Consider the following 22,964-nt stretch of genomic DNA (forward strand, 5'->3'; position numbering starts at 1 on the left):
ACGACATAGTGAGCCCCATGTCCGAATCCGGTCCCGCCGACAACGCGGCCCTCACCCGCCTGGTCTTCGAGCTGACCCTGCTCGCCCGGCACTTCCCCGCGTCGCTACTCCGCCGCCCCGGCTTCCAGCTCGACCGCTCGGCCTTCCTCATCCTCACCAGGCTGGAATTCGACACCGCCCTGAGCCTGCGCGAGCTGTCCGAAGCCTTCCAACTCGACATCTCCACCATCAACCGCCAGGTCGCCGCCATGCTCAAGCAAGGCCTGGTCGACCGCGTCCCCGACCCCGACGGTGGCATCGCCCGCAAAATCCAAGCCAGCAGTAAAGGCCTCGAGGTACTCGCCGCCGACCGGCGGCAGAGCCGCGAAGGCATCGGTACGGTCGTCGCCGACTGGGACGACACCGACGTCGACCAGTTGAGCAGGCTGATCGCCCGGTTCAATCAGTCCGTCGAACACATCGAAGACAACCCGTGGCCGCGGCCACCCGAGGTCCGGTAGTCGATCCGGTTACGTGGGAACGCCAGGGCGCGAATCGGTTTCGCGATTCAAGCGGCGGTGGCGTAGATGCCGGGGGTGATGCCGTAGCAGCGGCGGAACCAGCGGGTGAGGTGGGCTTGGTCGGCGAAGCCGGATTCGGTGGCGGCTCGAGCGACGGGGTGGCCTGCGGCGATCAGGCGGCGGGCGGCGCGGAGGCGGAGCAGGCGTTGGTAATCGCTCGGGGACAGGCCGTAGTTGGTGCGGAAGGCGCGGTAGAGGGCGAAACGGCTGCAGCCGCTGGCTTCGGCGAGGTCGTCCATGGAGAGTGGGTCGAGGTAGCGGTCGTCGAGGATGGCGCGGACGCGGCGGGCGATGTCGGCGCTCGCGCCGCCGTGCAGAGTGGCCGACGAGTTCACCAGGGGGCGGCGGGCACCGCGGCGCACCATGGCGGCGACCGACGCGGCCAGCGCTTCGTCCGCGGCCAGCTCGGTGGCAGGGTGGATCAGGCTGGCGCACAGGCGATGTAGCGCGGATGACAACAACGGGTCGGGCAGGACAGGGTCGGCGAAAAGCGGTAGGCCGGTGGGGCGCCCGGTCTGATCGGACAGCAGGTCGGTGATCAGCTCGGTGCCGATGTGCACGATCGAGTAGGTGAAACCGAGCTCAGTGGTGCTGTGACCGTCGTGCGGCTCGTCCGGGTTGAACGCCATCACCATGCCCGCCGCGCTCACCCGCGACGCACCGCGGCAATCGAAGCTCTGCGCGCCGAACTCGGTGAGCCCGAACGAATACGTCTCATGGCTGTGCAAGTGGTAGACGTGCCGCTCGAAGTGCGCGTGCATCACCTCGACCGGGCGGTGCGCCATCCGCCGGTACGTCACCCACTCCTGCTCGGCCACCGAACCATTGTCGCCGCACCAGCGTTCAATACCGCGCACCGGTCTCGGAACCAGGATCGCAAGCGTGCGTATTCGACTCTTGCTTGTGCTGGTCATGGCGTTGTGGGGCAGCGCGTTCGCCTCCTCGAAGCTGGCGGTGCACGACGTGCCGCACGAGGTCGCCGGGTTCCTGCGGTTCTTGGTGGGCACCGTGGTGCTCGTGATCGTGCTGCGGCTGCCTCGGCTGCCCTCAAGCGAGGCGACCCGCGTCGCCGGGCTCGGCCTGATCGGCGTCTTCGGCTACAACGTTCTGTTCTTCCTCGGGCTTTCTCTCGCGCCCGCAGCCGATGGCAGCGTGATCGTGCCGATGACCGCGCCGGTCATCACCGTTCTCGTCCTGGCTGTGCGCTCGCGTACGCGCCCGTCCGGTGCACGAGCACTCGGTCTTGCCGCCGCGGTGACCGGCGGTGTCGTCTTCTTCGTCGGCATCCCGTCATCCGGCGGGCACCGGCTGCTCGGCGATCTCGCCTTCCTGGCCGCCGCCGCCTGTTGGGCCTGCTACACCATGCTCGGTGCGCCGATTCTGACTCGGCTCGCCGCCCCGACCGTCACCGTTTATGCGTCCGCAGCGGGCACGGTGGCGCTCGGACTGCTCGCCGCACCGACGCTGCCGGACGTCGCGTGGTCCGAGCTCGGTCTCGAATTCTGGCTCAACCAGGCGTATCTCGGGGTGTTGCCGACGGCGCTGGCGTATGTCCTCTATTACCGCGCCGTCGGGCAGGTCGGGCCGGCCACCGCCGCGACCGCCATGTTCCTGGTGCCCGCGTTCGGATTGGCTTGCGCCTGGGTCGTTCTCGGTGAAACGATCGCGCCGGTGCAGGGGGTCGGGGCGGCGCTGCTGTTCGTCGGCGCGTGGCTGAACACACGCAAGGAAACGCCGCGCGAAGCGACACCACCGCCCGTCCAGCCTGTCGCGCTGAGTTCCTGACCAGCACAATGTGTTCCGTGCCTTTGCCGATCCCCGCGGCGACACCGCGCTAGGCTCGGCGGCTGGGTCGGACCCGACGTCTCGGGAGGCGCTTCGATTCACACGAAACAACACGCATGGTGGGACAACTACCTCGTCGCCCTGTTGGGGCTCGTCCTCGCGGCCGGATTCGCCATCGCGGCGATCGGCGCAGCCTCCGGTGGGGCCTACCCGGTAGCGATCGGGCTAGCCGCGCTGGCCGTCCCCTTCGCGATACCCACCATCGTCCAAGTCCTCGGCGAATTGTTCATCTACCTGCTGATTCCGGTCGCATTGGTCGGATTCGTACTGTTCCTCCCGGTTCTCGCCGTCAGCCCGGCGGCGCGAAAATGGGCGCGACGGCGGTGGCGAGACCGCTGATGCCACGGGCCGACGAAGATCACATCGACCGTTCCTCAGCCGTCCGTAGAGTTGTCGGCATCCAGCTTTTTGCCGCGTAACCGAAGGACGGAGGCCGCGGTGTGAGCGAGCGTCAGCGAGTGAACCACAGGCACAGTGCGCCCTCGCGCACGGCGGAGCCGAGCGTCAGCGAGGCGCAGCCGTGAGCGAGCGTCAGCGAGACGGAGTGGTGACCGGCAAAGCCCGGACCTGGGAGGTACGCGGGATCGCGTGGTGGCTGCCTGGGCTGGCTGTGATCGTGGCGGGTGTACTGCTGTACTCGCCCTTCGGTGTCTCGCTCATCGAGGGACGGGTTGTGGTCGCGGTCGCGATGCTGGCGCTCGGCGGGTCAGCGGCCGTGCGGTGCTGGTGGGCGCGGGCCGACAATCAGGTGCCGGACTATGAGTCCGCCAGATACGCGCGCGCTGAACGATTGCTGGGCGTCGAGGCGCTGGTCGCCATCGGGTTCGGTGCGCTCGGTATCGCCGCGCTGACCATGTCCGTGTCGACCTCGTTGATCTGGGTTGGGGCGTGCTGGATCGGGCTCGGCGTCTGCGGGCTGGCGGCCGGTGCGCGCCGCGATGATGTGCTCGTCGCCTCCGCGGCGTTTGCGGGCTGGCAGGTGCTCGCCGGCGTCATCCTCGCGACGCTCCCGTTTCGTACCGGCTTGGATTTCACCGCGTGGACCATCATCACGCTGTTGATCACCGGCGCGGCGATGGTGGTCCGCGGTGTCCGACTGACTGCTCCACTGCCCCGCGCGAGCACACTGCGCTGGTGGCGGCCGGCCGCGGTGAGCGTGCAGCTGATCGTGCTCGCGGTGGCGGTCGGCTGGTACGGAACGGTCGTCACTCAAGCTGCCCGACAGGACGCGGAGCAAACTCGACTGGACGCGTTCTATCAAGTGCCGCAAGGCATTTCACCCGGCCCGCCGGGCACCGTGATCCGTTCGGCCCCGATGTCGCTACCCGGCGTGAACGGACACGGCCAGCGCATCCTCTATTGGTCGCAGGACCGGAACGGCACCCCGACGGTGTCCTCCGGCATGGTCTGGACACCACTCACCGACGGCACCGATCGCCCCATCCTGAACTTCGCGCACGGCACCGTCAGCCTCGGCGCCGAATGCGCACCGAGCAGACAATCGCAGATCGCCTCGTCGATGCCCTGGCTGAACGACGCGCTCGGCCGCGGCTGGGTGGTCGCCGCCAGCGACTACGCCGGCGCCGCGGGCACCGGCGACGGCGAGCACTATCTCGTCGCCACCGACCAGGGCCGCGACACCGTGAACGCCGCCCGCGCCGCCCGCAACCTCCCCGACGCGCACGCGGGCACCGACATGCTGATCTACGGCGTCTCGCAGGGCGGCCTCATCTCCCTGGCCGCGGCCGCCCAAGCACCCACCTACGCCCCCGAACTCCACCTCGTCGCCGACGCCGCCACCGCTCCCGCCTCCGATATCGCAGGCATCCTCCGCGAAAGTCCACCCCAACTTCTCAATGGCTGGGCCGTCACCCCCTTCCTCACCACCCAGTACGCCAAGGCCTACCCCCACCTCGACCCCAACGCACTCCTCACCCCGCAGGCCGCCGCGCGCAACCAAGAAATGGCGGCAGCCGGTTGCGCCGCAACACCTTTCGCGGCACTGTTCGCCCGCCTCACCGTCGTCCCCGGCATGGGCGACTACTTCAACGGCGACCCACTCGCCGACCCCGCCTGGCGCCGCGCCTTCGAGGAGAACCGCGCCCCCGACATGCCCCCCGGCATCCCCGTCTACCTGGCCCAAGGCCTCGACGACACCCTCGTCCCCCCGAAATTCACCGCCGCCCTCGTAAACCGCTACTGCACCGCAGGCACCCCCGTGACCACCCAGTGGAACCCCGGCGTCGGCCACGACAGCGCCAACGAAAAAGCCGTCGCCCCCCGCGTCATCCAATGGTTCGCCGACCACCTCACCAACACCCCCACCCCCAACAACTGCGGCCAACCCCTACCCCCCACCTTCACCAGCACCGGGCACTAGCAGACCTACAGCGCATTGCATTTCTACCTATTTCTAGGTAGTTTTGCAGTATGACGTCGTCCGTTCGAGTGCCCATCACCACCGCTTCTCGCAAAGGCGTGTCCGGGTTGGTCGCAGCGAGCGAAGAACAGCGCATTGTGCTGACCAGCCACGGCCGACCAGTGGCCGTTGTCGATTCGGCCGACCGGATCGACGAGGACATGCGCAAGATTCGCGAGGCTCAACTCGCAATCCTTGATGCCGCAGCCGACCTCGCATCGAAGCGGAGCCGGAAGTTCAACCTCGCAGAGGTGTGCGTCCGGCTCGGCGTCGACGAGTCCAGGGTGCGGGCCCTCGCGGCCGAGCGTGTCGCGAATCGGTGAGGAAAGGCGAATCGTTCCCCGGCGGTCAGGCGGAGTTCGAGTTCTCCGACGCGTTCGTCGAATATCTCGAGGATCTGCCATCCGCCGAGTGCGAATCCGTCCTGGTCGATCTGCTTACGCTGTGCGGTAATCCAGCAGGCTCCCACCCTTTGAGCAACCGCGGCACCGGCGATCGATTGGCCGGCTGGAACACCCTCGACGTACTCGGCAAACAGCACCGCGTCGTATTCGCCAGCAGGATTGTCGATGGCGTCGGCGTCATCGAGGTGCTCTGCGCGGGTCCACGCAGGGCAGACGCCGCCTATGACATGGCGAATGCGCTGATCCAGTGCGGACAGCTGACTCTCGATGAAGTCACCGAACTGTGGCAAGCGCTCGTTCTGCTCGACGTGCTTGCCGAAGATATCGGCCTGGACGGCTGGGACTACCGGCCTGAATCAGCACCGGAGGGCCTCATCCGCACCGTCGTCGCCGCCGGATTGCTCGACGAGACCATCGCCCGGGTGATGTCGAGAGACGAGATCAATGCGGCAATGTCGCAAGGGTGGGGTCCGGACGGGCCCGATCCCGAATCCGCTCTTCGCGCTGCCTTGGCGCGCGCCCGCGCCGGCGTGGATGCCGGCGACCTGAGCCGGATCGTCGGCGAGCGCGGTGAACCACGCTGTGGCGCAGTGCTTCCCCGCGCCGGTGTCGCCTGCATCCGCCGCAAGGATCACCCGGGCCCGCACCGCGCCACACGCTGATCAGGCCACGTAGGGGCGTTCGGTGCGGGCCGAACGGAGGGCAGCTCCCCACCAGACGAGCTGGTCGAGGAGTTGATCGGCAGCCGCGGCCGCCGGCTTCGGGTCCGTGGGTTTGCCTGTCGTGTCGAAGACTTGGGCGGCGCCGTGGAAACTCACGGTGTCGCGGACGGTGACGGCATGGAGTTCGGCGAACACGTGGCGGAGGTGTTCGACGGCACGCAGGCCACCGGAAACGCCTCCGTAGCAGACGAATCCGATCGGCTTGGCCTGCCACTGGGTGTAGTGATCATCGATCGCGCTCTTGAGGGGTGCCGGGTAGCTGTGGTTGTACTCGGGCGTCACGATGACGAACCCGTCGGCGGCAGCCAGTCGGGCACCGACAGGCTGCGACACGCGAGCGGCTGTGGTGTCTGACGCAGGTTGGGGCAGTTCGTCTTCCGCCAAATCGATGAGATCGATCGCGATGTCGGCACGTGGTTCGGCATGTTCGACGAACCAGTTGGCGACCGTGGGACCGAAGCGCCCCGGCCGGGTGCTTCCCACGATCACTGCGAGCTGAACCGGATTCTCCGTCATGACAATTCCTTTCGACGTGTGCAGGTGACGACTGCAAGCATCGAACTTCAACAATGGTTCAGGTCAAGTCGGCGCATCGGCGCCCTCCCTCACCCGGGGTTTCAGCTGACTACCGAGGCAGGCAGCGCAGGAGCAAGTCGCGGATCTGGTCTCGAGTTGGCGGCACCGCACTTGCCATGCCGCGCAACGTAATTCCCTGCGCCGTATCGGCAAGCAGGGTGGCGGTGAGCTGATCGGTGTAATGGGCATACATCGTTCGAGTCGCTCCGACGAAGCGGTCGGCGATCGGCCGCAGCGAGGGGCGTCGAATAGCCGCGACGTATAGCTCGAGCTGAACAGTCGTAATGGTGCGTTCGGTGGTGAAGCATCCAACGAGCGCGTCCGCCGTCTGGTCGATGACATCGGCGATCGTCAGGCCGGGATGGCTCGACGGGATGGCCGCCATGATCGCGGCATAGTCGGCCACGCAGATTTCCAGCGCCGCTTGGAGCAGGTCTTCCTTGTCCCTGTAGTGGTACGTGGTGCCCGCGATCGGAACATCCGCCGCCTCGGCGACGGCCCGGTGCGTGAGACCCTCAACACCGCGTTCGCCGATGACTTGGATCGCGGCTTCCGCAATGCGGCGACGGCGGTTCGGATCGAACCGCCGCCGCCGGACAGGTTTGGCCTCGACGGCTGGTTCGTCGGCCACTGCGCCTCCATCAGAGCTGTTTCCGCGGGTAGATGCCTCTCAGGGTACATATGTACCCAATGCGAGACGCGTCACAACCCACTGTCGCACTGCCGCCTCTTAAGGTACAAATGTACTCAATGCGATTTGCTCGACATTCGCCCAGCGGCACGAGCACCCTGATGATGCCGCCGTTCGCAACCAGCCCTTCCGCACAACTCAGCGACGCACGGAAAGCGATGGTGAACAGCCATGAAGAACACCGCCCCACCCACGGGCACGGTCTCCTCCTACGCGTTCTGGGCCGACGACGGCCGAGCCCTCGCCGAGTTCTACGCAGCGGCACTGGGCTGGCAACTCACCCAAGAATTCCCCGACGAAAACGGCGTCCCCACTGCCTTCATGATTACCGACGGCACCACCACCTACGTCTTCTACACCGGCGCAAAGTTCACCGCCCCGAACTGGCCCGCCGACGAACTCCCCTTCCACCTAGACCTCATCTTCCCCGACGTCGCAACAGCCGAGCAACGACTCCTCGCCCTAGGCGCAACCAAACCCGACCACCAGCCCGGCGGCGAAAACTGGACCGTCCTACTCGACCCCCCCGGTCAACCTTTCTGCATCAGCCAGCCATGGACCGGCGCCTGACACGACTACACGAAACCCCAACCGACAGAAGGAGTTCCCCATGAAAGCCACCGGAGTAGCCTCCTGCTTAGGCGTCGCAGACACCACCGCGTCCGTCACCTTCTACGAAAGCCTCGGCTTCGAAGCCGCCCCCGGCAGTGACAACCCCGAAGACGACATCCGCATGCTCACCTGGCAAGGCAACTTCGCCTTCATGGTCTACAACGCAGACAACCTCCGCCAATGGCTCCCCCAACTCCAAAACTTCCCCACCGGAGCCTTCGGCATGTTCTACCTCTCCGTCAAAGACCACGAGGCTTACACCACCAAAATCCGCCCCCTCGTCAACGTCATCAAAGAACACACCGAACACGGCATGAAACTGTTCTACTTCCAAGACCCCGACGGCTACATCATCGGCGTATCCCAAGAACGCGAGTGGTGAACTCGCTCTACCCTCGCCGACCCTGCATCGCCTAAGCAACCACCGTTATACGGGACGAAGAATCGGATCGATCCGGTTCAGCAGGGTGATCAGATCGATTGCCCCACGCCTGATTTGGGCATCCGGGTCGCGGGACAACGTCGAGCAGATCCGTACCGCAGCGTCTCGTTCGTCGGCAAACACGCCGTACACATCGTTCAACGCCGTCCCGATCCATTCGGACTGCGTGCCATCCGCGCCGGCGAACGAGGCAGCGACCACCCCAAGTCCCACAACATCTTTCCGGCGCAGCAGGGCTTCCGCCGTCACAACGGTAACGAACGTATCATCGGCATCCAATACAAGCGAAGCCAACACCGCTCGCGCCTCAGGCATTTCAGCAAATGCAGCCAGCCCATGGCCAGCATCAGCCCGATCGCGAACATCGGCACTACGCACAAGCTCGATCAACGCGATAACCACAGCGACCCTTGCTTGGTCGTTCATACCGCCTCCGCAAACAGCTTCGAGTCCCAGGCATACAGGCCCCTTCGTCGTAGGGCGAGCCACCCGTGAACCATCCACGACTACCCATGAACCGTGGAGAACGCTATGACTGAACGCGACTCGTCTCTCGACGGCAACGAACACCGAAACGTCGAGGCCGACCCTGACCGAGTCACGAGCCGAACAACGTGTGTACATCATCCGTCCGCATCGCAGTAAGCGTTGACCATACAGCGAGGGGTCTCATCGGCCCGTTCACCATCACCCAACCCGGCGGACAACCGGCGTGGCAGTGTTCAATATTTCATGATGTTCAATTAAACTGAACATCATGGCCGACCGAACGCTACACTGTGACATCGAACACTCCGTGGCCCGGGCTTTGTCGGAGTTCTCGATCGAGTTCTCCGTGTTGCACTGGACGGCGGACCAAACCGCGATCGTCAGCGTAAGCCGCCGCAACTTCGACATGACATATCGGATGGCCTGGCTGTCGCACGCGACTCTCTCCGGGCTATCACGACTGGACCAGCAAGACAGCGCCCAACGGCTGCTGGTGACCAGCCCCCACATCAACAGTCGCACTGCTGAAGCACTCCGAGCTGCACACATCGACTACATCGACTATGCAGGAAATACCAATCTGAACTTCGGCCCGGTGCTCGTAGACGTTCGCGGCCGTCGGAACCCGAACATGGAGCAGAGTCACCGGCCTGCGGATGCCAACCTATTCAGTGCTAGGCGAATGCAAGTTCTCTTTGTGTTGCTGGCGTGGCCAGATTTCGCAGACATGCCGGTTCGCAGGATTGCCGAGGCTGCCGGAACGTCGGTGGGGATCACACAATCGACGCTCGAGATCATGAAGGAGTCCGACTATCTGGTGGGGAAAAGGCTGCACCGACGCGAGGAGCTACTCGATCTCTGGACCGCGGCATTCCGAGGAACGCTCCTGCCGAAAATCCGGCGTAATTCCTTTAAGGGCGATATCGAGAATTGGTCTACGAGGCTTGGAGCTCTCGTGAGTGGCGAGTCAGCGGTGGAGCTCATCCGGAAACCACAGACGCTCACGATCTACACTAAGAAATTCGATCTCATGGATGCAGTCAGTCACGGCTGGCAGCAGTCCACCGACCCAAATATCGAGATCCGGCACCAGTTCTGGAACGAACCACCCTGGGCAGTACCGTCCGAGAGACGAGATGTCTTCGCCAGATCGTCAGCTCCGCCGCTGCTGATATATGCGGATCTCCTTGCCGTCAAGGAGCCACGACAAGCCGAGGTCGCGAGGACTCTGCGACGAGAACAACTTGTTTGACCCACGACGCATCGACGCGCCGTCGTTAGATCTGATAGACCGTGTGGTGACTGCACTGGTCTCAGGTACCGCCGCAAACGACGCATCAATTATGGTCATCGGTGCACATTCCCGCGACTTACTGCATACGGGATTCGGTCGTACCGACGTCCTGCGGTCTACGAATGACGTAGATATTGCTATTGCAGTCAAAGGACACCCGGAGTATCAACGGATCGTCTCGGCACTACCCCGGTCCGGCACCACCGATGTCCGTTATGCGGTCGCTGGAATCGCAGTCGACGTCGTGCCGTTCGGCGACATCGAAGATCCGGCTGGCACCACCCCCTTACCTGGCAGAACGAAGACCCTCGATGTCTTCGGCTTCCAGGAAGTCTTTGCCCACTCGATCGAGTTACGGCTACGGAGCGGTCATCGCGTACGAATTCCAGCGCCGGCGGGTTACACCGCGCTGAAGTTGAAGGCGTGGTGCGACCGATCCGTCAATGGCGAGTACAAGGACTCGGGCGACATCGCGGCCGCAGCTGCCTGGTATCAGCAGGACGATGATGTTCGAGCCTTGCTCTTCGGGCCACGTACAGATTTGCTGATCAAGGCTGAAGTAGACACTGATGTGGCCTCGCTCTATCTGCTCGGTGAGGAGATAGCTGGCGTACTTGGCTCTGTCCGAGTAGCTGAGCTCGCAACGGCATGGGCTAGTACAGATCTCGAGCTGCTCGCTCAATACTTCGCTCGGCAACGGTCGAAGACCAATCCCGACCGTGCTGCGGCACACCGAGCGATAGCAGCCTTGACCACATTCCTGGCAGCGTGAAGACATCGGGGAGGTAGTACGGCCGATGCAGTGTCCGGCGTACGTTCAATCCACGACAGTGTTCAACTGGATTGAACACCGCAGGATATCGAACAGCCGCAGCTACACGTTGAAGCGGAATTCGACTACGTCGCCGTCGTGCATGACGTAGTCCTTGCCTTCCATCCGGACCTTACCGGCCGACTTGGCGGCAGCCATGGATCCGGCTTCGACGAGGTCGGTGAAGGCAACTACTTCGGCTTTGATGAAACCGCGTTCGAAGTCGGTGTGGATGACGCCTGCGGCTTTGGGGGCGGTGTCGCCCTGGTGGATTGTCCAGGCGCGGGACTCTTTCGGGCCTGCGGTGAGGTAGGTCTGCAGGCCGAGGGTGTGGAAGCCGGCCCGGGCTAGGGCGTGCAGGCCGGGTTCGTTCTGGCCGATGGATTCGAGGAGTTCGAGGGCGGATTCGTCATCGAGTTCGAGGAGTTCGGCCTCGACCTTGGCGTCGAGGAAGACCGCATCCGCCGGTGCGACAGAGGCTTTGAGCTCGGCCACCTTCGCTTCGTCGGTGAGCACGGACTCGTCGGCGTTGAAGACGTAGAGGAAGGGCTTGGTGGTGAGCAGCGAAAGTTCTTTGAGCAGTTCGGTATCCACCTTGTTGCCTGCGGCGAACAGGGTGGTGCCGTTGTTCAGGAGTTCCTGCGCGGCTTTGGCGGCCTCGGCGACCGGCTTGCGGTCCTTCTTGATCTTGGCTTCCTTCTCCAACCGCACGACCGCCTTCTCCAGGGTCTGCAGGTCGGCGAGGATGAGCTCGGTCTCGATCACCTCGATGTCGGCGGCGGGATCGACCCGGCCGTCCACGTGCACCACGTCGTCGTCGGCGAACACGCGTACCACCTGGCAGATGGCGTCGGCCTCGCGGATGTTGGCGAGGAACTTGTTGCCGAGACCGGCACCCTCGGAGGCGCCCTTCACGATGCCCGCGATGTCGACGAACGACACGACGGCGGGCACGATGCGCTCGGAACCGAAGATCTCGGCCAGGGTGTTCAGCCGCGGGTCGGGCAGCGGGACCACGCCGACGTTCGGCTCGATGGTCGCGAACGGGTAGTTCGCGGCCAGCACGTCGTTCTTGGTCAGCGCATTGAAAAGCGTCGACTTTCCGACGTTGGGCAGACCGACGATTCCAAGAGTGAGACTCACGAGGACGAGAGTCTACGCCGCAGCCCCGATCCCCCACCCCGCGCCCGTCCTCAGCAGAAACCCCCGCGGCGCTCGACCGCTCTCACCGACCATCCACACCTTTCACAGGCGTGGTGTAGCTGCCCGGTGAGACCGACCCGACGCGCCGGGTTCAGGGGATGAGGACAACCTTGCCGAGGTTGGCGCGCGCCTCGATCACCCGGTGCGCCTCAGCCGCCTCGTCGAGCGCGAATTCCGCGTGCACCGCGGGCCGAAGCTGCCCCGACGCGACGTACTGCCACAGCTCCTGCCGCCAATGGTCGAACAGATCCGGCTGCCCCTTCGCGATCCGAGCAATCTGGAACCCGATCACCGACTTGGCACCGACCAACAGGTCGTATGCCTCGATCGTGCCGCCGCCGGAGCTGTAGGCGACCAGACGCCCGCCGGGTGCGACCGCCGCGACGGCAGGCCCGAGCAGTTCACCCCCGACCGCATCCAGCGCGTAGTCGACCGGCTCACCCCACGACTCCTGTCCGTACTCGATCACCTCGTCCGCACCGAGCCCGAGCACGAACTCCGCCTTGGCCCGATCCGACACCGCACCGACCACCCGCGCCGCTCCGCGTACCCGCGCGAGCTGCACCGCGAGATGCCCGACACCACTGGCCGCCGCCGTGACGAGCGCCGACTCCCCTTCCTTGGGGCTCGCCGCTTCGAGCGCCCCGAGCGCGACCAAACCACTGCGCACCAGGGCGACCGCGTCGACGGCGGATGCCCCGTCGGGAATCGGCGTCGCCATCGCCACCGCGAGCAGCGCGTAATCGGCGTATCCGTGCCCGAACACCAGCCCGGTCACCCGATACCCGGGCGCGTACCCGGTGACGCCGTCACCGACGGCGACCACCTCACCCGCGACCTCACCACCCAGCGCGATCGGCTCGCGCTGTTCGCGCACCTTCCGCACCACCGGCAGGGTCACCCCGATCGCCTCGACCCGGACCAGCAGTTCGCCGGGCCCCGGCGTCGGCACCTCGGCCGACACGACCTCGAGCACCTCAGGACCACCGCTGTGCTCGTACTGGACCCGCCGCATGTACACCTCCAAGCTCGTGAGAAGACGCAACGTTAACCAGGCCTCGCTGTGCGCTCCTACTCGATTTCGGCACCGAGTGCTCCATCTCACGGGCCGGCAACCCACCCCCGGAGTCGTCCGACCCACCTTGCACAACCTCCCGCGCGGCGTACCGTGACCTGCATGGAGCCGAGCACCGAGATGGTGACGGCGCGACCGGCGCCCATGCTCGCGCCGTTCATCGATCACTACATGGGCTACCGCATGGTGGGGTACGGGGCGGGGCTGCATCGCGGCCTGCCGTCGGCGCATATGACGTTCATCGTCAGCATCGGCGCGTCCATCGACGTAGTCGCGCAGACGGATCCGAGCCAGTCACCGCAGGACTACCTCTGTTCGGTGAGTGGGTTGCAGGCGAGCTCGGCGCTCATCGCGCACGAGGGCTACCAGGAGGGTGTCTCGATCGCGCTGACCCCGCTCGGCAGCCGCGCGCTGTTCGGTATGCCCGCCGCCGCACTCTGGGATACCTCGGTGGAATGCGCCGACGTGGTCGGTCCGGTGGGTCGTGAGCTGTGGGAACGGTTGCAGGAACCGCTCGGCTGGCCGGAGCGTTTCGCCACCGTCGATCGGATCCTGACCCGCCTCGCCTACCCCGATCGCGTGGTCGCACCCGAGCTGGCGTGGGCGTGGCGGTCGGTCGTCGGGTCCGGCGGGGTACTGACCGTCGGCGCGCTGGCCGAGGAGATCGGTTGGAGCAGACAGCATCTCGCGCGCCGATTCAACGACGAGTTCGGCTTGAGCCCGAAACTCGCGGCCCGCATCACCCGCTTCGAACGGGCGCGGCGGATGCTCGAGCGCACCCCGTCCTACATCACCATCGCGCAGGTGGCGGCCAGCTGCGGTTACTACGACCAGGCCCACCTGAATCGCGACTTCGCCGAGCTGGCCGGCACCAGTCCGACGAACTGGTTGCGCGAGGAGATTCCATCCGTCCAAGACACCGACCGGTCCGCCGGACGACGCTGAGCGCATGACAAATCCAGCATCTACCGAAACCACCACCCGCACCGCCGTGTGGCCCACCTTGACCTTCCGCGACGCCCGGGCCATGTCCACCTTCCTCGTCGAAGCCTTCGGCTTCGTGCAGACCGCGATGTACACCAGGGACGACGACCCGTCGATCGTCGAGCACGCCGAACTGCGCTGGCCGCTCGGCGGTGGCGTGATGTTCGGCTCCGCGTGCAAGGACGAGAGCGAGTTCGGCAAGCGCGTGCCGGGCAACGACTCGACCTACGTCGTCTGCGAGGACCCGGACGCGCTGTTCGAGCGCGCCACCGCCGCCGGGGCCGAGGTGCTGCGCGGCCTGCGCGACGAAGACTATGGTTCGCGCGGCTTCACCGTCCGCGACCCCGAGGGCAACCTCTGGAGCTTCGGCACCTACTGGGGCGAATAGCCCGGAACACAGCGGCGGACAGCCGGGAGCACAGCGTAAGTTCACCTGGGGGCCCATGGTCCGGCGGCATTCAATACCGCTGGGCCATAGGCAATTTCATCGACCACCGAGCCCGGACATGGCCATGCCGCGAATGAACGCGCGTTGCCCGATCCCGTACACCACCAGCAGCGGCAACAGAATGACCATCGAGGCGGCCATGAGGATCGGCCACTGCGTGTGATACTGCCCTTGCAGCCGCACCAATCCAAGTGTGGCGGTGGCAATCTCATTGCGCTGAATCATGACCAGCGGCCACAGGAAGTCGTTCCAGACGGTGATCCAGGTGAGCACCCCGAGCACCATCAGGGCAGGACGGGTGTGCGGCAACAGCACTCGCCAGTAGACCTGCCAGGTGGAGCAGCCGTCGAGGATCGCGGCTTCCTCCAATTCGATTGGCAGCGTGGCGAAGAACTGCCGCATCAGATAGGTACCGAAGGCGCTGCCGAACAGCCCGGGCACGATCATCGCCCACGGCGTATCCACCCAGCCGAACGCACGCATCACCAGAAATTGCGGGATCACCGTGACGGTCAACGGCACCATGAGCGTGCCGAGGTAGGCGACGAACAGCACCTCGCGGCCGCGAAACCGCAAGCGCGCGAATGCATATCCGGCCAGCGAGCAGAAGAACACCTGGCCCGCGGTGACACACACCGCATACACCGCGGTATTGACCAGCATCCGCCCGAGCGGCAGCAACTCGAACACCGTCCGGTAGTTGGACCACTGCGGGTCCGCCGGCAGCAGCATCGGCTCGACGATCTCCCCATCCCGCTTCAACGACCCGGACAACGCCCACAGCACCGGCGCCAACGCACACCACGCGATGCCGATCAACACCGCGTAGATGCCCGCACCACGAACCATCCGCCGCAGGACCCTCGGGTCCCCGGTGCCCCTCACAGGTCCACCGCGCCCCGCCGGGCAAACCGCAACTGCGCCAAGGTAAGTACCAGCAAAATCGCGAAGATCACCCACGCCAATGCCGACGCGTACCCCACCTCATAGAACCCGAAGGCATTCTGGAACAGCATGATCCCCAGCAGATACGTCCCCGTTTCCGGCCCACCGTTACTACCGGTGAGCGCGTACACCTGATCGAACGCCTGCACCGAGTTGATCACGGTGATCACGAAGACGAACGACAGCGGCCCACGAATCAACGGCAGCGTGATCGCCGAAAACCGCCGCAGCGCACCAGCTCCATCGATCTTCGCCGCCTCGTACAGCGGCTCCGGCACCCCTTGCAGCGCGGCCAGCAGAATGACCGTCGCGAACGGCACGCCCTTCCACACGGTGACCACACTCAGCGAAACCAGCGCCAGATCCGGATCGGTCAACCACGGCACCGGCCCCAACCCGACCCACCCGAGCCCGATATTCAGCACCCCGTCCTCGGTGAAGATGAACCGCCACACCACCGCCATCGCCACCGTCGACGCGACCAGCGGCAGAAAGGCCATCGTCCGAAACATCCCGATACCGGCCAACTTCCGGTTCAACGCCGCCGCGATCGCCAACCCGAACAGCACCGTCGGCACCAGTGTGAGCACGGTGAACACCGCACTGTTGCGCAAGGCGATCAAGAACAACGGATCCGCCCCGAACAACCGCTGATAGTTCGCCACCCCGACGAACCGCATCGGCCGGAACAGGTCCCACGAATGAAAACTCAGATACAGCGAAAACCCCAGCGGAAACAGCAGGAACACCGCCACCGCCCCCACGTTCGGCGCCACGAAAGCCCACCCCGCCCGCTCGCGCTTGCGCGCCAGCGTCCCGCGCGGGGTGAGTGGCACACCATGGTGAGCCCTTCTCGCGATTCGCCGCAACCATGTGCCACTCACGGAGCGTCCAGCAGAGCATCGAGGTCGGCGGTGAACCGGCCATCGAGAGAGTCGGCGGTGGCGGCACCGCGCAGGACACGGTTGCTACCACGCTCCAAGAGCGCGGAGACCTTGCCCCAGGCGGGCGTCACCGGCAACGGGCGGGAGTTGTCCGGCCCCTCGGTGAAGACGGCGAGGTTGCGGATCTCCCGATGCGCGGCCGCGAAACCCGGCGAGTTCATCGCCGACTTCAGCACCGGCACGAACAATCCGGAGGCGGCGATGATGGCCTGCCCCACCGGCCCGGTCGCGAATTTGACGAACTCCCAAGCCTGTTCGATGCGCGGACTGCCCGCCGCGATGGCCAACCCGGTGCTGCCGACATCGGTGATCGCACCCGGCCCGCCCTGCGGCCCGACCGGCAGCACGGTCACATCGATCGAAAGCCCCTCCTGCCCTGCGAATTCGGAATACAGCCAATGCCCGCCGAGCACCATCGCCGCCCGACCGGAGCGGAACAGATCCGGTGCCGAAACCGACAGCTGGTCAGCCACTTTCGGCGCCACCCGATGCCGCACCGCGAGGTCGGCGTAGAACTGGAACCCCGCGGCGAACCGAGGATCCCCGAGGTTCGCTCTGGTCGGCGCCACCGACGGCGTGAACCACTCCGCACCGTTGTTCATGCCGAAGCAGGCCGCCGAGTAGTACGGCACCCAGGCATCCGCGAAACCCCACTGCCGGTGTCGCGTGAGTGTGCGCGCGGCGTCGAGGAACTCGTCGAACGACCACGCGCCCCGCCAGCGCGTGGGCGGCGTCAGCCCGGCCGCGTCGAACAGCTCCCGGTTGTAATAGAGGAACACCCCGGACCACTGCTCGGGTAAGGCGTACTGCCCACCGGCGTAGGTGAACGTGTCGTACAGCGCCGGATAGCTGTCCGCGCGCAACCTTTCGGCATACTCGGGCTCCCGGTCCAGCAGTGTCCGCAGATCGAGCAGCACACCACGCTCGGCGAGCCCGGCGTAGAGCAGTTCCCACGCCATCACGACGTCGGGGCATTTACCGCCCGCACAGTAGGTGAGCAGCTGCTGCTGCGGGTCCGGCCCGGACATGATGGTGCGAATCCTGATGTCCGGGTGCCGCTTCTGGAATTCCTGGATGATCGCCAGCCGCACCCGCGCCTCTTCCGGCCTGGCTTGGAAGAAGAAGGTCAGCGCGTCGTCGGCGGACCCACAGCCGGTCGCGGCCAGCAGCGGTGCGGCCAGCGCCGAGCCGAGAAATGTGCGACGACGAACCGGTGACACGTTGCTCCTCCACGGCGGTGGATACGTGAACCTCGGCAGAGAACGGACCGATCGGCGAATGCCGGAGCCAGCATGGCAGCATACGGATGGCAACATCGCCGTGCGAGGGAACACGCCCACGCGCACGCGCGAACACCCGGAGATCGTGAACATCGGCCGACGGGCAGCTGACGCCCCCGCGGGCCACCCGTACCCGCCGCGTACCCGGATCGAGCCCGGCTCGTAGAAACCCACAGCACGAGTCGTCGCGGCGGCTCGATCCGCGTCGCAATGTTCAGACTTCACTAAGTCCGGCTCATAGCCGCTTCAGTTCAGCTACGTTGTGAACGTTTCAGCAAGTCCAGCTCGATATCACGGGAGAGTAGTTCGCATGGCGACCATCGAATACCTCCGGACAGATCCCGACCTACCTCCCGTGGGTGTCGTGGACCGTTCGCCTATCACGCCTGTTAAAAAGGGAATTTTCGCCGGAATCGCGATAATCGGCGCGATCGCCTGGGCCATCATCGCCATCGCCCGCGGCGAGTCCGTCAACGCGGTCTGGATCGTGGTCGCGGCGGTGAGCACCTACGTGCTCGCCTACCAGTTCTATTCCAGGCTCATCGAATACAAGATCGTCAAACCACGCGACGACCAGGCCACTCCGGCCGAGATCCTGGAAAACGGCAAGGACTACATGCCGATGGACCGGCGGGTGCTGTTCGGGCACCACTTCGCCGCCATCGCCGGCGCGGGCCCGCTCGTCGGCCCCGTCCTCGCCGCCCAGATGGGCTACCTGCCCGGCACGATCTGGATCGTGATCGGCGTCGTGTTCGCCGGCGCGGTGCAGGACTACCTGGTGCTGTGGGCCTCGACCCGCCGCCGGGGACGCAGTCTCGGGCAAATGGCCCGCGACGAGCTCGGCGCGGTCGGCGGCGTGGCCGCGATCATCGCCGTGCTGGTGATCATGATGATCCTGCTCGCGGTGCTCGGCATCGTCGTGGTGAACGCGCTGGCCGCGACACCGGGCCCGGACGGGGTGCTGCACGGCGGCAGCCCGTGGGGCGTGTTCTCCATCGCGATGACCATCCCGATCGCCCTGTTCATGGGCGTGTACCTGCGCTTCCTGCGCCCCGGCGCGGTCGGCGAGGTCTCCCTCATCGGGTTCGTGCTGCTGATGCTGGCCATCATCTCCGGCAACTGGGTCGCCGGATCCGGCTGGGGCCAGGACTGGTTCACGCTGTCGGGTACCACCATCGCGTGGGGCCTGATCCTCTACGGCTTCATCGCATCGGTGCTGCCGGTGTGGCTGCTGCTCGCCCCGCGCGACTACCTGTCGACCTTCATGAAGATCGGCACCATCGTCCTGCTGGCGGTCGGCGTCCTGGTCACCATGCCCGTGTTGAAGGCGCCTGCCGTCTCGGAGTTCGCGTTCTCCGGAAACGGCCCGTCCTTCGCGGGCAGCCTGTTCCCATTCCTGTTCATCACCATCGCCTGCGGCGCGCTGTCCGGATTCCACTCGCTGGTCTCCTCCGGCACCACGCCGAAGCTGCTGGAGAAGCAGTCGCACGCCAGGATGATCGGCTACGGCGGCATGCTGATGGAGTCGTTCGTCGCGGTGATGGCGATCATCACCGCGAGCATCATCGACCAGCACCTGTACTTCGCGATGAACGCGAGCGCGGGCCTCACCGGCGGCACCGCGGAGAAGGCGGCGGCCTACACCAATAGCCTTGGGCTGGCGGGAGATCCGATCACCGCGGCCGACCTGAACAAGGCGGCCTCCGACGTCGGCGAGACCAGTATCGTCTCGCGCACCGGTGGCGCGCCCACGCTCGCCGTCGGCATGTCCGAGGTGCTGCACCGATTCCTCGGCGGCACCGGGCTCAAGGCGTTCTGGTATCACTTCGCGATCATGTTCGAGGCGCTGTTCATCCTCACCACGATCGACGCGGGCACCCGGGTCGCGCGGTTCATGCTGTCGGACTCGCTCGGCAACTTCGGTGGGCCTGCCCGCAAGTTCAAGGATCCGTCCTGGCGGCCGGGTGCGTGGCTCTGCTCGGCGATCGTGGTCGCCGCGTGGGGTTCGGTGCTGCTGATGGGTGTCACCGATCCGCTCGGCGGCATCTACACGCTGTATCCGCTGTTCGGCATCTCCAACCAGCTGCTCGCCGCGATCGCGCTGACCGTGGTGCTCACCATCGTGATCAAGAAGGGCCTGATCAAGTGGGCCTGGATCCCCGCGGTGCCGCTGTTCTGGGATCTGACGGTGACGATGACCGCGTCCTGGCAGAAGATCTTCTCCGCCGACCCGAAGATCGGCTACTGGAAGCAGCACAGCAACTACAGCAACGCGCTGGACGCCGGGAAGATCTTGGCCCCCGCCAAGACGGTCGAAGACATGGAGAAGGTGGTACGCAACACCTTCATCCAGGGCACCCTGTCGATCATCTTCGCGGTGCTGGTGCTGGTCGTGGCCATCGTCGGTGTGCTGGTCTGTGTGCGGGCCTGGCGCGCGGGCGGCGGGCCGAGCAGCGAGTCCGAGGACGAACCGTCGAAGATCTTCGCGCCGAAGGCCTTCTTCGCGACCCCTGCCGAGAAGGAGGTGCAACGGGAATGGGACGCCCTGATCGAATCAGGACAGGTCCGCGCACCCGGCGCCGCGCACACGAAAGCGACGCATTGACGGTGCAGGACGCCGCGCGGGACGGCCGGTCGACTCGATCGACCGTGCCGCGGCGCCTGCGCGACGCTGGAAACGCTTGCGTGACAGCGCTTCGCAGGGTTGTCTGGTATTTCGACTCGATTCTCGGCGGCCAGGACTACCGGCGGTATGTGGACCATCTGGCCCGCAACCATCCCGGTTGCGAGGTGCCGACGGAACGCGAGTACTGGCGGACACGGCACGCGGACGCGGACAACAATCCGACGAACCGCTGCTGTTGAGGCACGGCAGGGCGGTGCGATGAGGGTGCCGCTCTGCCCCGCCGACCGACGGGCCGAGCCGCGTACGCGCGGCTCGGCCCGCCCGCGTTCGGGGGCCGATCAGGCCCACCGGAGGGGTGATGGCAGATTCCCGCTAGCGGAGGCTGTGCTCAGCTGACATTGTGGTTGGCGTGACGATCACGGCATTTGATTTCGACCTGTGCTATCGCGCGGTATCGACCAAGGACTCCCGCTTCGACGGGCAGTTCTTCACCGCGGTGCGGACCACCGGAATCTATTGCCGCCCTTCGTGTCCGGCGATTACCCCGAAACGGGCAAACGTATCGTTCCTACCGACCGCGGCGGCCGCACAACAGGCGGGCTACCGAGCCTGCCGCCGTTGCCTGCCGGACGCTGCCCCCGGCTCCCCGCTCTGGAACACCCGCGCAGACCTCGCCGCGCGCGCCATGCGCCTCATCGGCGACGGCGTGATCGAACGCGGCGGCGTGCCCGCGCTGGCCGCCACGCTCGGCTATTCGCAGCGGCAGCTGACCCGGGTCTTGACCACCGAGCTCGGTGCGGGCCCGCTGGCGCTGGCCCGCGCGCACCGGGCGCATACCGCGCGGCTGCTGATCCAGACGACGGCAATGCCCATGTCGGACATCGCGTTCGCGGCCGGGTTCGCCAGTATCCGCCAGTTCAACGACACGGTCCGCGAGGTGTTCGCGGTCAGTCCGACCACCATGCGGGCCGAGGCGCACCGGGTGAAGTCGGGCTCGAACGGTCGCCCCGTGCCCGCCGTCAACGGGACGCTCAGCCTCCGGCTGCCCTACCGTGAGCCACTGGATAAGGCCTGGCTGGAGTGGTTTCTGTCGTCGCATGTGGCACCGGGCATGGAGCTGTGGGAGAACCGCGTCTACACCCGGAACCTGCGTACTCCGCACGGCCATGCGACGACGCGGCTCAGCTTCCAGCGCGACCACGTGCGCGCCGAGTTGGCCCTGCACGACATGCGCGACCTGGCGCCGACGGTCGCCCGGCTGCGGCACCTGCTCGACCTCGACGCCGACCCGATCGGCATCGACGAGGCGCTGGGTGTCGCTCCGGGACAGCGGGTTTCGGCGCCGGAACTGGCCGACTCGGACACCACTCGGTTGCCGGACGCGGGCGCGGGCTCACCACCGGACGCCGATACCGCGCTCGACTCGGTCGCTGTGCGTCGGCCGGTCTTCTCCCCCGGCATCCGGGTACCGGGTTGCCTCGACGGGCCGGAACTGTTGCTGCGCACCATGATCGGGCAGCAGATCTCGGTGTCGGCGGCGGCCACGCACACGGCACGGCTGGTCGAGGCACTCGGCGAGCGCGTCGAAGGCCCGATCCCGCTGCTGTTCCCCACGCCGGCGGTGATCGCCGAGCGCGGCGCCGAGGTACTCACCGGGCCCACCCGGCGCATCCGCTCGATCATCGGGGCGGCCGAGGCACTGGCCAGTGGCGACCTGGCGTTGCATCAGGGCCGTACCTCCGCGGATCTACGCCGCGACCTGCTCGCACTGGACGGGGTGGGACCGTGGACCGCCGACTACGTGACCATGCGCCTGCTCGCCGACCCGGACGTACTGCTGAACACCGACCTGGTGGTCCGCCAGGGTGCCGCGGTGCTCGGCATCGACCTCACCGACACCGCGCGCTGGGCGCCGTGGCGGTCCTACCTCTCCATGCACCTGTGGAAGGCGGCGCTGACCGATCGCGCCGACCGATCCAAGGCCGCCAAGTCCACCTCCTCGAAAGCGAGTGCCGAAGCATGAACGCCCCCACCGTTGTTCGCTCCACCCCGCGCCACATCGGTACCAGCACTGCGGATTTCGCGACCACGGACACGCCCATCGGGCCGTTCACCGCCCTCGTCGACACCGACGGCATCGTGCTGGCCGCCGGGTGGACCGCCGACGCGGAGAACCTGTGCAGCCTGATCCACCCGACCTTGCGCCCGGCCGAACTGCGCCGACGCGATTCGCTCGGCGAGCTCACCCGAATCATCACCGACTATCACGCGGGCGATCTCACCGCGATCGACAGCGTCCCGGTCCGCCAGCACTCCGGCGAATTCCTGCTGCACGCTTGGGAAGTCCTGCGCAAGGTTCCGGCCGGCGCACCCATCACCTACACCGAATACGCCGCCATCTCCGGTCGCCCCGACGCCACCCGTGCCGCGGCCAACGCCTGCGCGCGCAACGCGGCCGCCTTGTTCATCCCGTGCCACCGCATCTTCCGCATCGGCGGTGCGCTCGGCGGGTTCCGTTGGGGGCTGCCGATCAAGCGCTGGCTGCTCGATCACGAGGGTGAGTCGGAGTCTGCGCTGTTCGCCACGACCTGAGG

25 protein-coding genes are annotated in these 22,964 nt (G+C 66.1%); 16 read left to right on the top strand and 9 right to left on the bottom strand.

Annotated elements, in window-relative coordinates; translation table 11 throughout:
- Positions 1-17 precede the first annotated feature (17 nt).
- The gene (locus IBX18_RS27430) at positions 18-500 is read left to right on the top strand and encodes a MarR family winged helix-turn-helix transcriptional regulator (RefSeq protein ID WP_135233185.1); all 483 of its coding nucleotides are present in this window, start codon (positions 18-20) and stop codon (positions 498-500) included.
- A gap of 47 nt (positions 501-547) precedes the next feature.
- Here IBX18_RS27430 and IBX18_RS27435 read toward each other — a convergent pair whose 3' ends face one another.
- Positions 548-1,378 carry an AraC family transcriptional regulator gene (locus IBX18_RS27435; RefSeq protein ID WP_306796444.1) on the bottom strand — a complete coding sequence of 277 codons (831 nt, stop codon included), beginning with the start codon at positions 1,376-1,378 and terminating at the stop codon, positions 548-550.
- 64 nt (positions 1,379-1,442) lie between these two features.
- Between IBX18_RS27435 and IBX18_RS27440 the strand changes: the two genes are divergently transcribed.
- The 5 genes from IBX18_RS27440 (at position 1,443) to IBX18_RS27460 (ending at position 5,890) form a co-directional block, all read left to right on the top strand.
- On the top strand, positions 1,443-2,345 hold the full coding sequence (locus IBX18_RS27440) for a DMT family transporter (protein WP_194836361.1): 903 nt from the start codon (positions 1,443-1,445) through the stop codon (positions 2,343-2,345).
- 144 nt (positions 2,346-2,489) lie between these two features.
- Entirely contained in the window at positions 2,490-2,744 is a 255-nt protein-coding gene (locus IBX18_RS27445; protein ID WP_194836362.1) for a hypothetical protein, read from the top strand.
- Between the two features lie 181 nt (positions 2,745-2,925).
- The gene (locus IBX18_RS43190; protein ID WP_194836363.1) at positions 2,926-4,785 is read left to right on the top strand and encodes a lipase family protein; all 1,860 of its coding nucleotides are present in this window, start codon (positions 2,926-2,928) and stop codon (positions 4,783-4,785) included.
- 50 nt (positions 4,786-4,835) lie between these two features.
- Positions 4,836-5,147 (top strand): type II toxin-antitoxin system prevent-host-death family antitoxin, encoded by a 312-nt coding sequence (locus tag IBX18_RS27455; protein WP_194836364.1) that lies wholly within the window; start codon positions 4,836-4,838, stop codon positions 5,145-5,147.
- Positions 5,144-5,890: a hypothetical protein gene (locus tag IBX18_RS27460; RefSeq protein WP_194836365.1), complete on the top strand. Its 747-nt coding sequence runs from the start codon at positions 5,144-5,146 to the stop codon at positions 5,888-5,890. The genes IBX18_RS27455 and IBX18_RS27460 overlap by 4 nt, the downstream gene beginning before the upstream one ends.
- Here the strand turns inward: IBX18_RS27460 and IBX18_RS27465 are convergent, their stop codons facing one another.
- Together IBX18_RS27465 and IBX18_RS27470 are read right to left on the bottom strand one after the other, a co-directional pair.
- The gene (locus IBX18_RS27465) at positions 5,891-6,466 is read right to left on the bottom strand and encodes an NADPH-dependent FMN reductase (protein WP_194836366.1); all 576 of its coding nucleotides are present in this window, start codon (positions 6,464-6,466) and stop codon (positions 5,891-5,893) included.
- A gap of 109 nt (positions 6,467-6,575) precedes the next feature.
- Positions 6,576-7,157: a TetR/AcrR family transcriptional regulator gene (locus IBX18_RS27470; RefSeq protein ID WP_194836367.1), complete on the bottom strand. Its 582-nt coding sequence runs from the start codon at positions 7,155-7,157 to the stop codon at positions 6,576-6,578.
- A 231-nt stretch (positions 7,158-7,388) separates the two neighbouring features.
- On the opposite strand from IBX18_RS27470, the gene IBX18_RS27475 reads away from it, so the two are divergent.
- Both IBX18_RS27475 and IBX18_RS27480 read left to right on the top strand, forming a co-directional pair.
- Complete coding sequence (locus IBX18_RS27475) at positions 7,389-7,787, top strand: VOC family protein (protein ID WP_194836368.1); 399 nt, start codon at positions 7,389-7,391, stop codon at positions 7,785-7,787.
- Between the two features lie 40 nt (positions 7,788-7,827).
- Positions 7,828-8,211, top strand: a complete 384-nt coding sequence (locus IBX18_RS27480) for a VOC family protein (RefSeq protein WP_194836369.1) — start codon at positions 7,828-7,830, stop codon at positions 8,209-8,211.
- A 45-nt stretch (positions 8,212-8,256) separates the two neighbouring features.
- On the opposite strand, the gene IBX18_RS27485 is transcribed toward IBX18_RS27480, so the two are convergent.
- Positions 8,257-8,697, bottom strand: coding sequence for a hypothetical protein (locus IBX18_RS27485; RefSeq protein WP_194836370.1), 441 nt, complete (start codon positions 8,695-8,697; stop codon positions 8,257-8,259).
- A 331-nt stretch (positions 8,698-9,028) separates the two neighbouring features.
- Between IBX18_RS27485 and IBX18_RS27490 the strand changes: the two genes are divergently transcribed.
- Together IBX18_RS27490 and IBX18_RS27495 are read left to right on the top strand one after the other, a co-directional pair.
- Positions 9,029-10,012: a type IV toxin-antitoxin system AbiEi family antitoxin gene (locus IBX18_RS27490; RefSeq protein WP_194836371.1), complete on the top strand. Its 984-nt coding sequence runs from the start codon at positions 9,029-9,031 to the stop codon at positions 10,010-10,012.
- Complete coding sequence (locus IBX18_RS27495) at positions 10,005-10,826, top strand: hypothetical protein (RefSeq protein WP_194836372.1); 822 nt, start codon at positions 10,005-10,007, stop codon at positions 10,824-10,826. Before IBX18_RS27490 ends, IBX18_RS27495 begins: the two co-directional genes overlap by 8 nt.
- Before the next feature lie 102 nt (positions 10,827-10,928).
- On the opposite strand, the gene ychF is transcribed toward IBX18_RS27495, so the two are convergent.
- Both ychF and IBX18_RS27505 read right to left on the bottom strand, forming a co-directional pair.
- The gene (gene ychF, locus IBX18_RS27500) at positions 10,929-12,008 is read right to left on the bottom strand and encodes a redox-regulated ATPase YchF (RefSeq protein WP_194836373.1); all 1,080 of its coding nucleotides are present in this window, start codon (positions 12,006-12,008) and stop codon (positions 10,929-10,931) included.
- A gap of 151 nt (positions 12,009-12,159) precedes the next feature.
- A complete protein-coding gene (locus IBX18_RS27505; protein WP_194836374.1) occupies positions 12,160-13,083 on the bottom strand; it encodes a zinc-binding dehydrogenase in 924 nt (307 codons plus the stop codon).
- 162 nt (positions 13,084-13,245) lie between these two features.
- On the opposite strand from IBX18_RS27505, the gene IBX18_RS27510 reads away from it, so the two are divergent.
- Both IBX18_RS27510 and IBX18_RS27515 read left to right on the top strand, forming a co-directional pair.
- A complete protein-coding gene (locus IBX18_RS27510; RefSeq protein WP_194836375.1) occupies positions 13,246-14,088 on the top strand; it encodes a helix-turn-helix domain-containing protein in 843 nt (280 codons plus the stop codon).
- A gap of 4 nt (positions 14,089-14,092) precedes the next feature.
- Positions 14,093-14,515: a VOC family protein gene (locus tag IBX18_RS27515; RefSeq protein ID WP_194836376.1), complete on the top strand. Its 423-nt coding sequence runs from the start codon at positions 14,093-14,095 to the stop codon at positions 14,513-14,515.
- Positions 14,516-14,611: 96 nt separating this feature from the next.
- Here the strand turns inward: IBX18_RS27515 and IBX18_RS27520 are convergent, their stop codons facing one another.
- The 3 genes from IBX18_RS27520 to IBX18_RS27530 form a co-directional block, all read right to left on the bottom strand.
- Entirely contained in the window at positions 14,612-15,424 is an 813-nt protein-coding gene (locus IBX18_RS27520; protein ID WP_194836521.1) for a carbohydrate ABC transporter permease, read from the bottom strand.
- Positions 15,425-15,456: 32 nt separating this feature from the next.
- Positions 15,457-16,332 (bottom strand): carbohydrate ABC transporter permease, encoded by an 876-nt coding sequence (locus IBX18_RS27525; RefSeq protein ID WP_194836522.1) that lies wholly within the window; start codon positions 16,330-16,332, stop codon positions 15,457-15,459.
- Positions 16,333-16,400: 68 nt separating this feature from the next.
- Positions 16,401-17,684: a sugar ABC transporter substrate-binding protein gene (locus tag IBX18_RS27530; protein ID WP_306796445.1), complete on the bottom strand. Its 1,284-nt coding sequence runs from the start codon at positions 17,682-17,684 to the stop codon at positions 16,401-16,403.
- A gap of 370 nt (positions 17,685-18,054) precedes the next feature.
- Between IBX18_RS27530 and IBX18_RS27535 the strand changes: the two genes are divergently transcribed.
- The 4 genes from IBX18_RS27535 to IBX18_RS27550 all read left to right on the top strand — a co-directional run bounded on the left by IBX18_RS27535 (position 18,055) and on the right by IBX18_RS27550 (position 22,962).
- A complete protein-coding gene (locus IBX18_RS27535; protein ID WP_194836378.1) occupies positions 18,055-20,349 on the top strand; it encodes a carbon starvation CstA family protein in 2,295 nt (764 codons plus the stop codon).
- A gap of 80 nt (positions 20,350-20,429) precedes the next feature.
- Positions 20,430-20,609 carry a YbdD/YjiX family protein gene (locus IBX18_RS27540; protein ID WP_194836379.1) on the top strand — a complete coding sequence of 60 codons (180 nt, stop codon included), beginning with the start codon at positions 20,430-20,432 and terminating at the stop codon, positions 20,607-20,609.
- Positions 20,610-20,779: 170 nt separating this feature from the next.
- A complete protein-coding gene (locus tag IBX18_RS27545) occupies positions 20,780-22,393 on the top strand; it encodes a DNA-3-methyladenine glycosylase 2 family protein (RefSeq protein ID WP_373889235.1) in 1,614 nt (537 codons plus the stop codon).
- Positions 22,390-22,962, top strand: a complete 573-nt coding sequence (locus IBX18_RS27550; RefSeq protein ID WP_194836381.1) for a methylated-DNA--[protein]-cysteine S-methyltransferase — start codon at positions 22,390-22,392, stop codon at positions 22,960-22,962. Before IBX18_RS27545 ends, IBX18_RS27550 begins: the two co-directional genes overlap by 4 nt.
- Positions 22,963-22,964 lie beyond the last annotated feature (2 nt).

It is taken from the genome of Nocardia sp. XZ_19_369 (assembly GCF_015355715.1).
Classification (GTDB): domain Bacteria; phylum Actinomycetota; class Actinomycetes; order Mycobacteriales; family Mycobacteriaceae; genus Nocardia.

Excerpts from the sequence above, each read along its gene's own strand:
- IBX18_RS27480 (WP_194836369.1), top strand. The coding sequence starts at position 7,828 with ATGAAAGCCACCGGAGTAGCCTCCTGCTTAGGCGTCGCAGACACCACC.
- IBX18_RS27510 (WP_194836375.1), top strand. The coding sequence starts at position 13,246 with ATGGAGCCGAGCACCGAGATGGTGACGGCGCGACCGGCGCCCATGCTC.
- IBX18_RS27515 (WP_194836376.1), top strand. The coding sequence starts at position 14,093 with ATGACAAATCCAGCATCTACCGAAACCACCACCCGCACCGCCGTGTGG.
- IBX18_RS27520 (WP_194836521.1), bottom strand. The coding sequence starts at position 15,424 with ATGGTTCGTGGTGCGGGCATCTACGCGGTGTTGATCGGCATCGCGTGG.
- IBX18_RS27475 (WP_194836368.1), top strand. The coding sequence starts at position 7,389 with ATGAAGAACACCGCCCCACCCACGGGCACGGTCTCCTCCTACGCGTTC.
- IBX18_RS27535 (WP_194836378.1), top strand. The coding sequence starts at position 18,055 with ATGGCGACCATCGAATACCTCCGGACAGATCCCGACCTACCTCCCGTG.
- IBX18_RS27505 (WP_194836374.1), bottom strand. The coding sequence starts at position 13,083 with ATGCGGCGGGTCCAGTACGAGCACAGCGGTGGTCCTGAGGTGCTCGAG.
- IBX18_RS27490 (WP_194836371.1), top strand. The coding sequence starts at position 9,029 with ATGGCCGACCGAACGCTACACTGTGACATCGAACACTCCGTGGCCCGG.
- IBX18_RS27465 (WP_194836366.1), bottom strand. The coding sequence starts at position 6,466 with ATGACGGAGAATCCGGTTCAGCTCGCAGTGATCGTGGGAAGCACCCGG.
- IBX18_RS27455 (WP_194836364.1), top strand. The coding sequence starts at position 4,836 with ATGACGTCGTCCGTTCGAGTGCCCATCACCACCGCTTCTCGCAAAGGC.
- IBX18_RS27550 (WP_194836381.1), top strand. The coding sequence starts at position 22,390 with ATGAACGCCCCCACCGTTGTTCGCTCCACCCCGCGCCACATCGGTACC.
- IBX18_RS27485 (WP_194836370.1), bottom strand. The coding sequence starts at position 8,697 with ATGAACGACCAAGCAAGGGTCGCTGTGGTTATCGCGTTGATCGAGCTT.
- IBX18_RS27430 (WP_135233185.1), top strand. The coding sequence starts at position 18 with ATGTCCGAATCCGGTCCCGCCGACAACGCGGCCCTCACCCGCCTGGTC.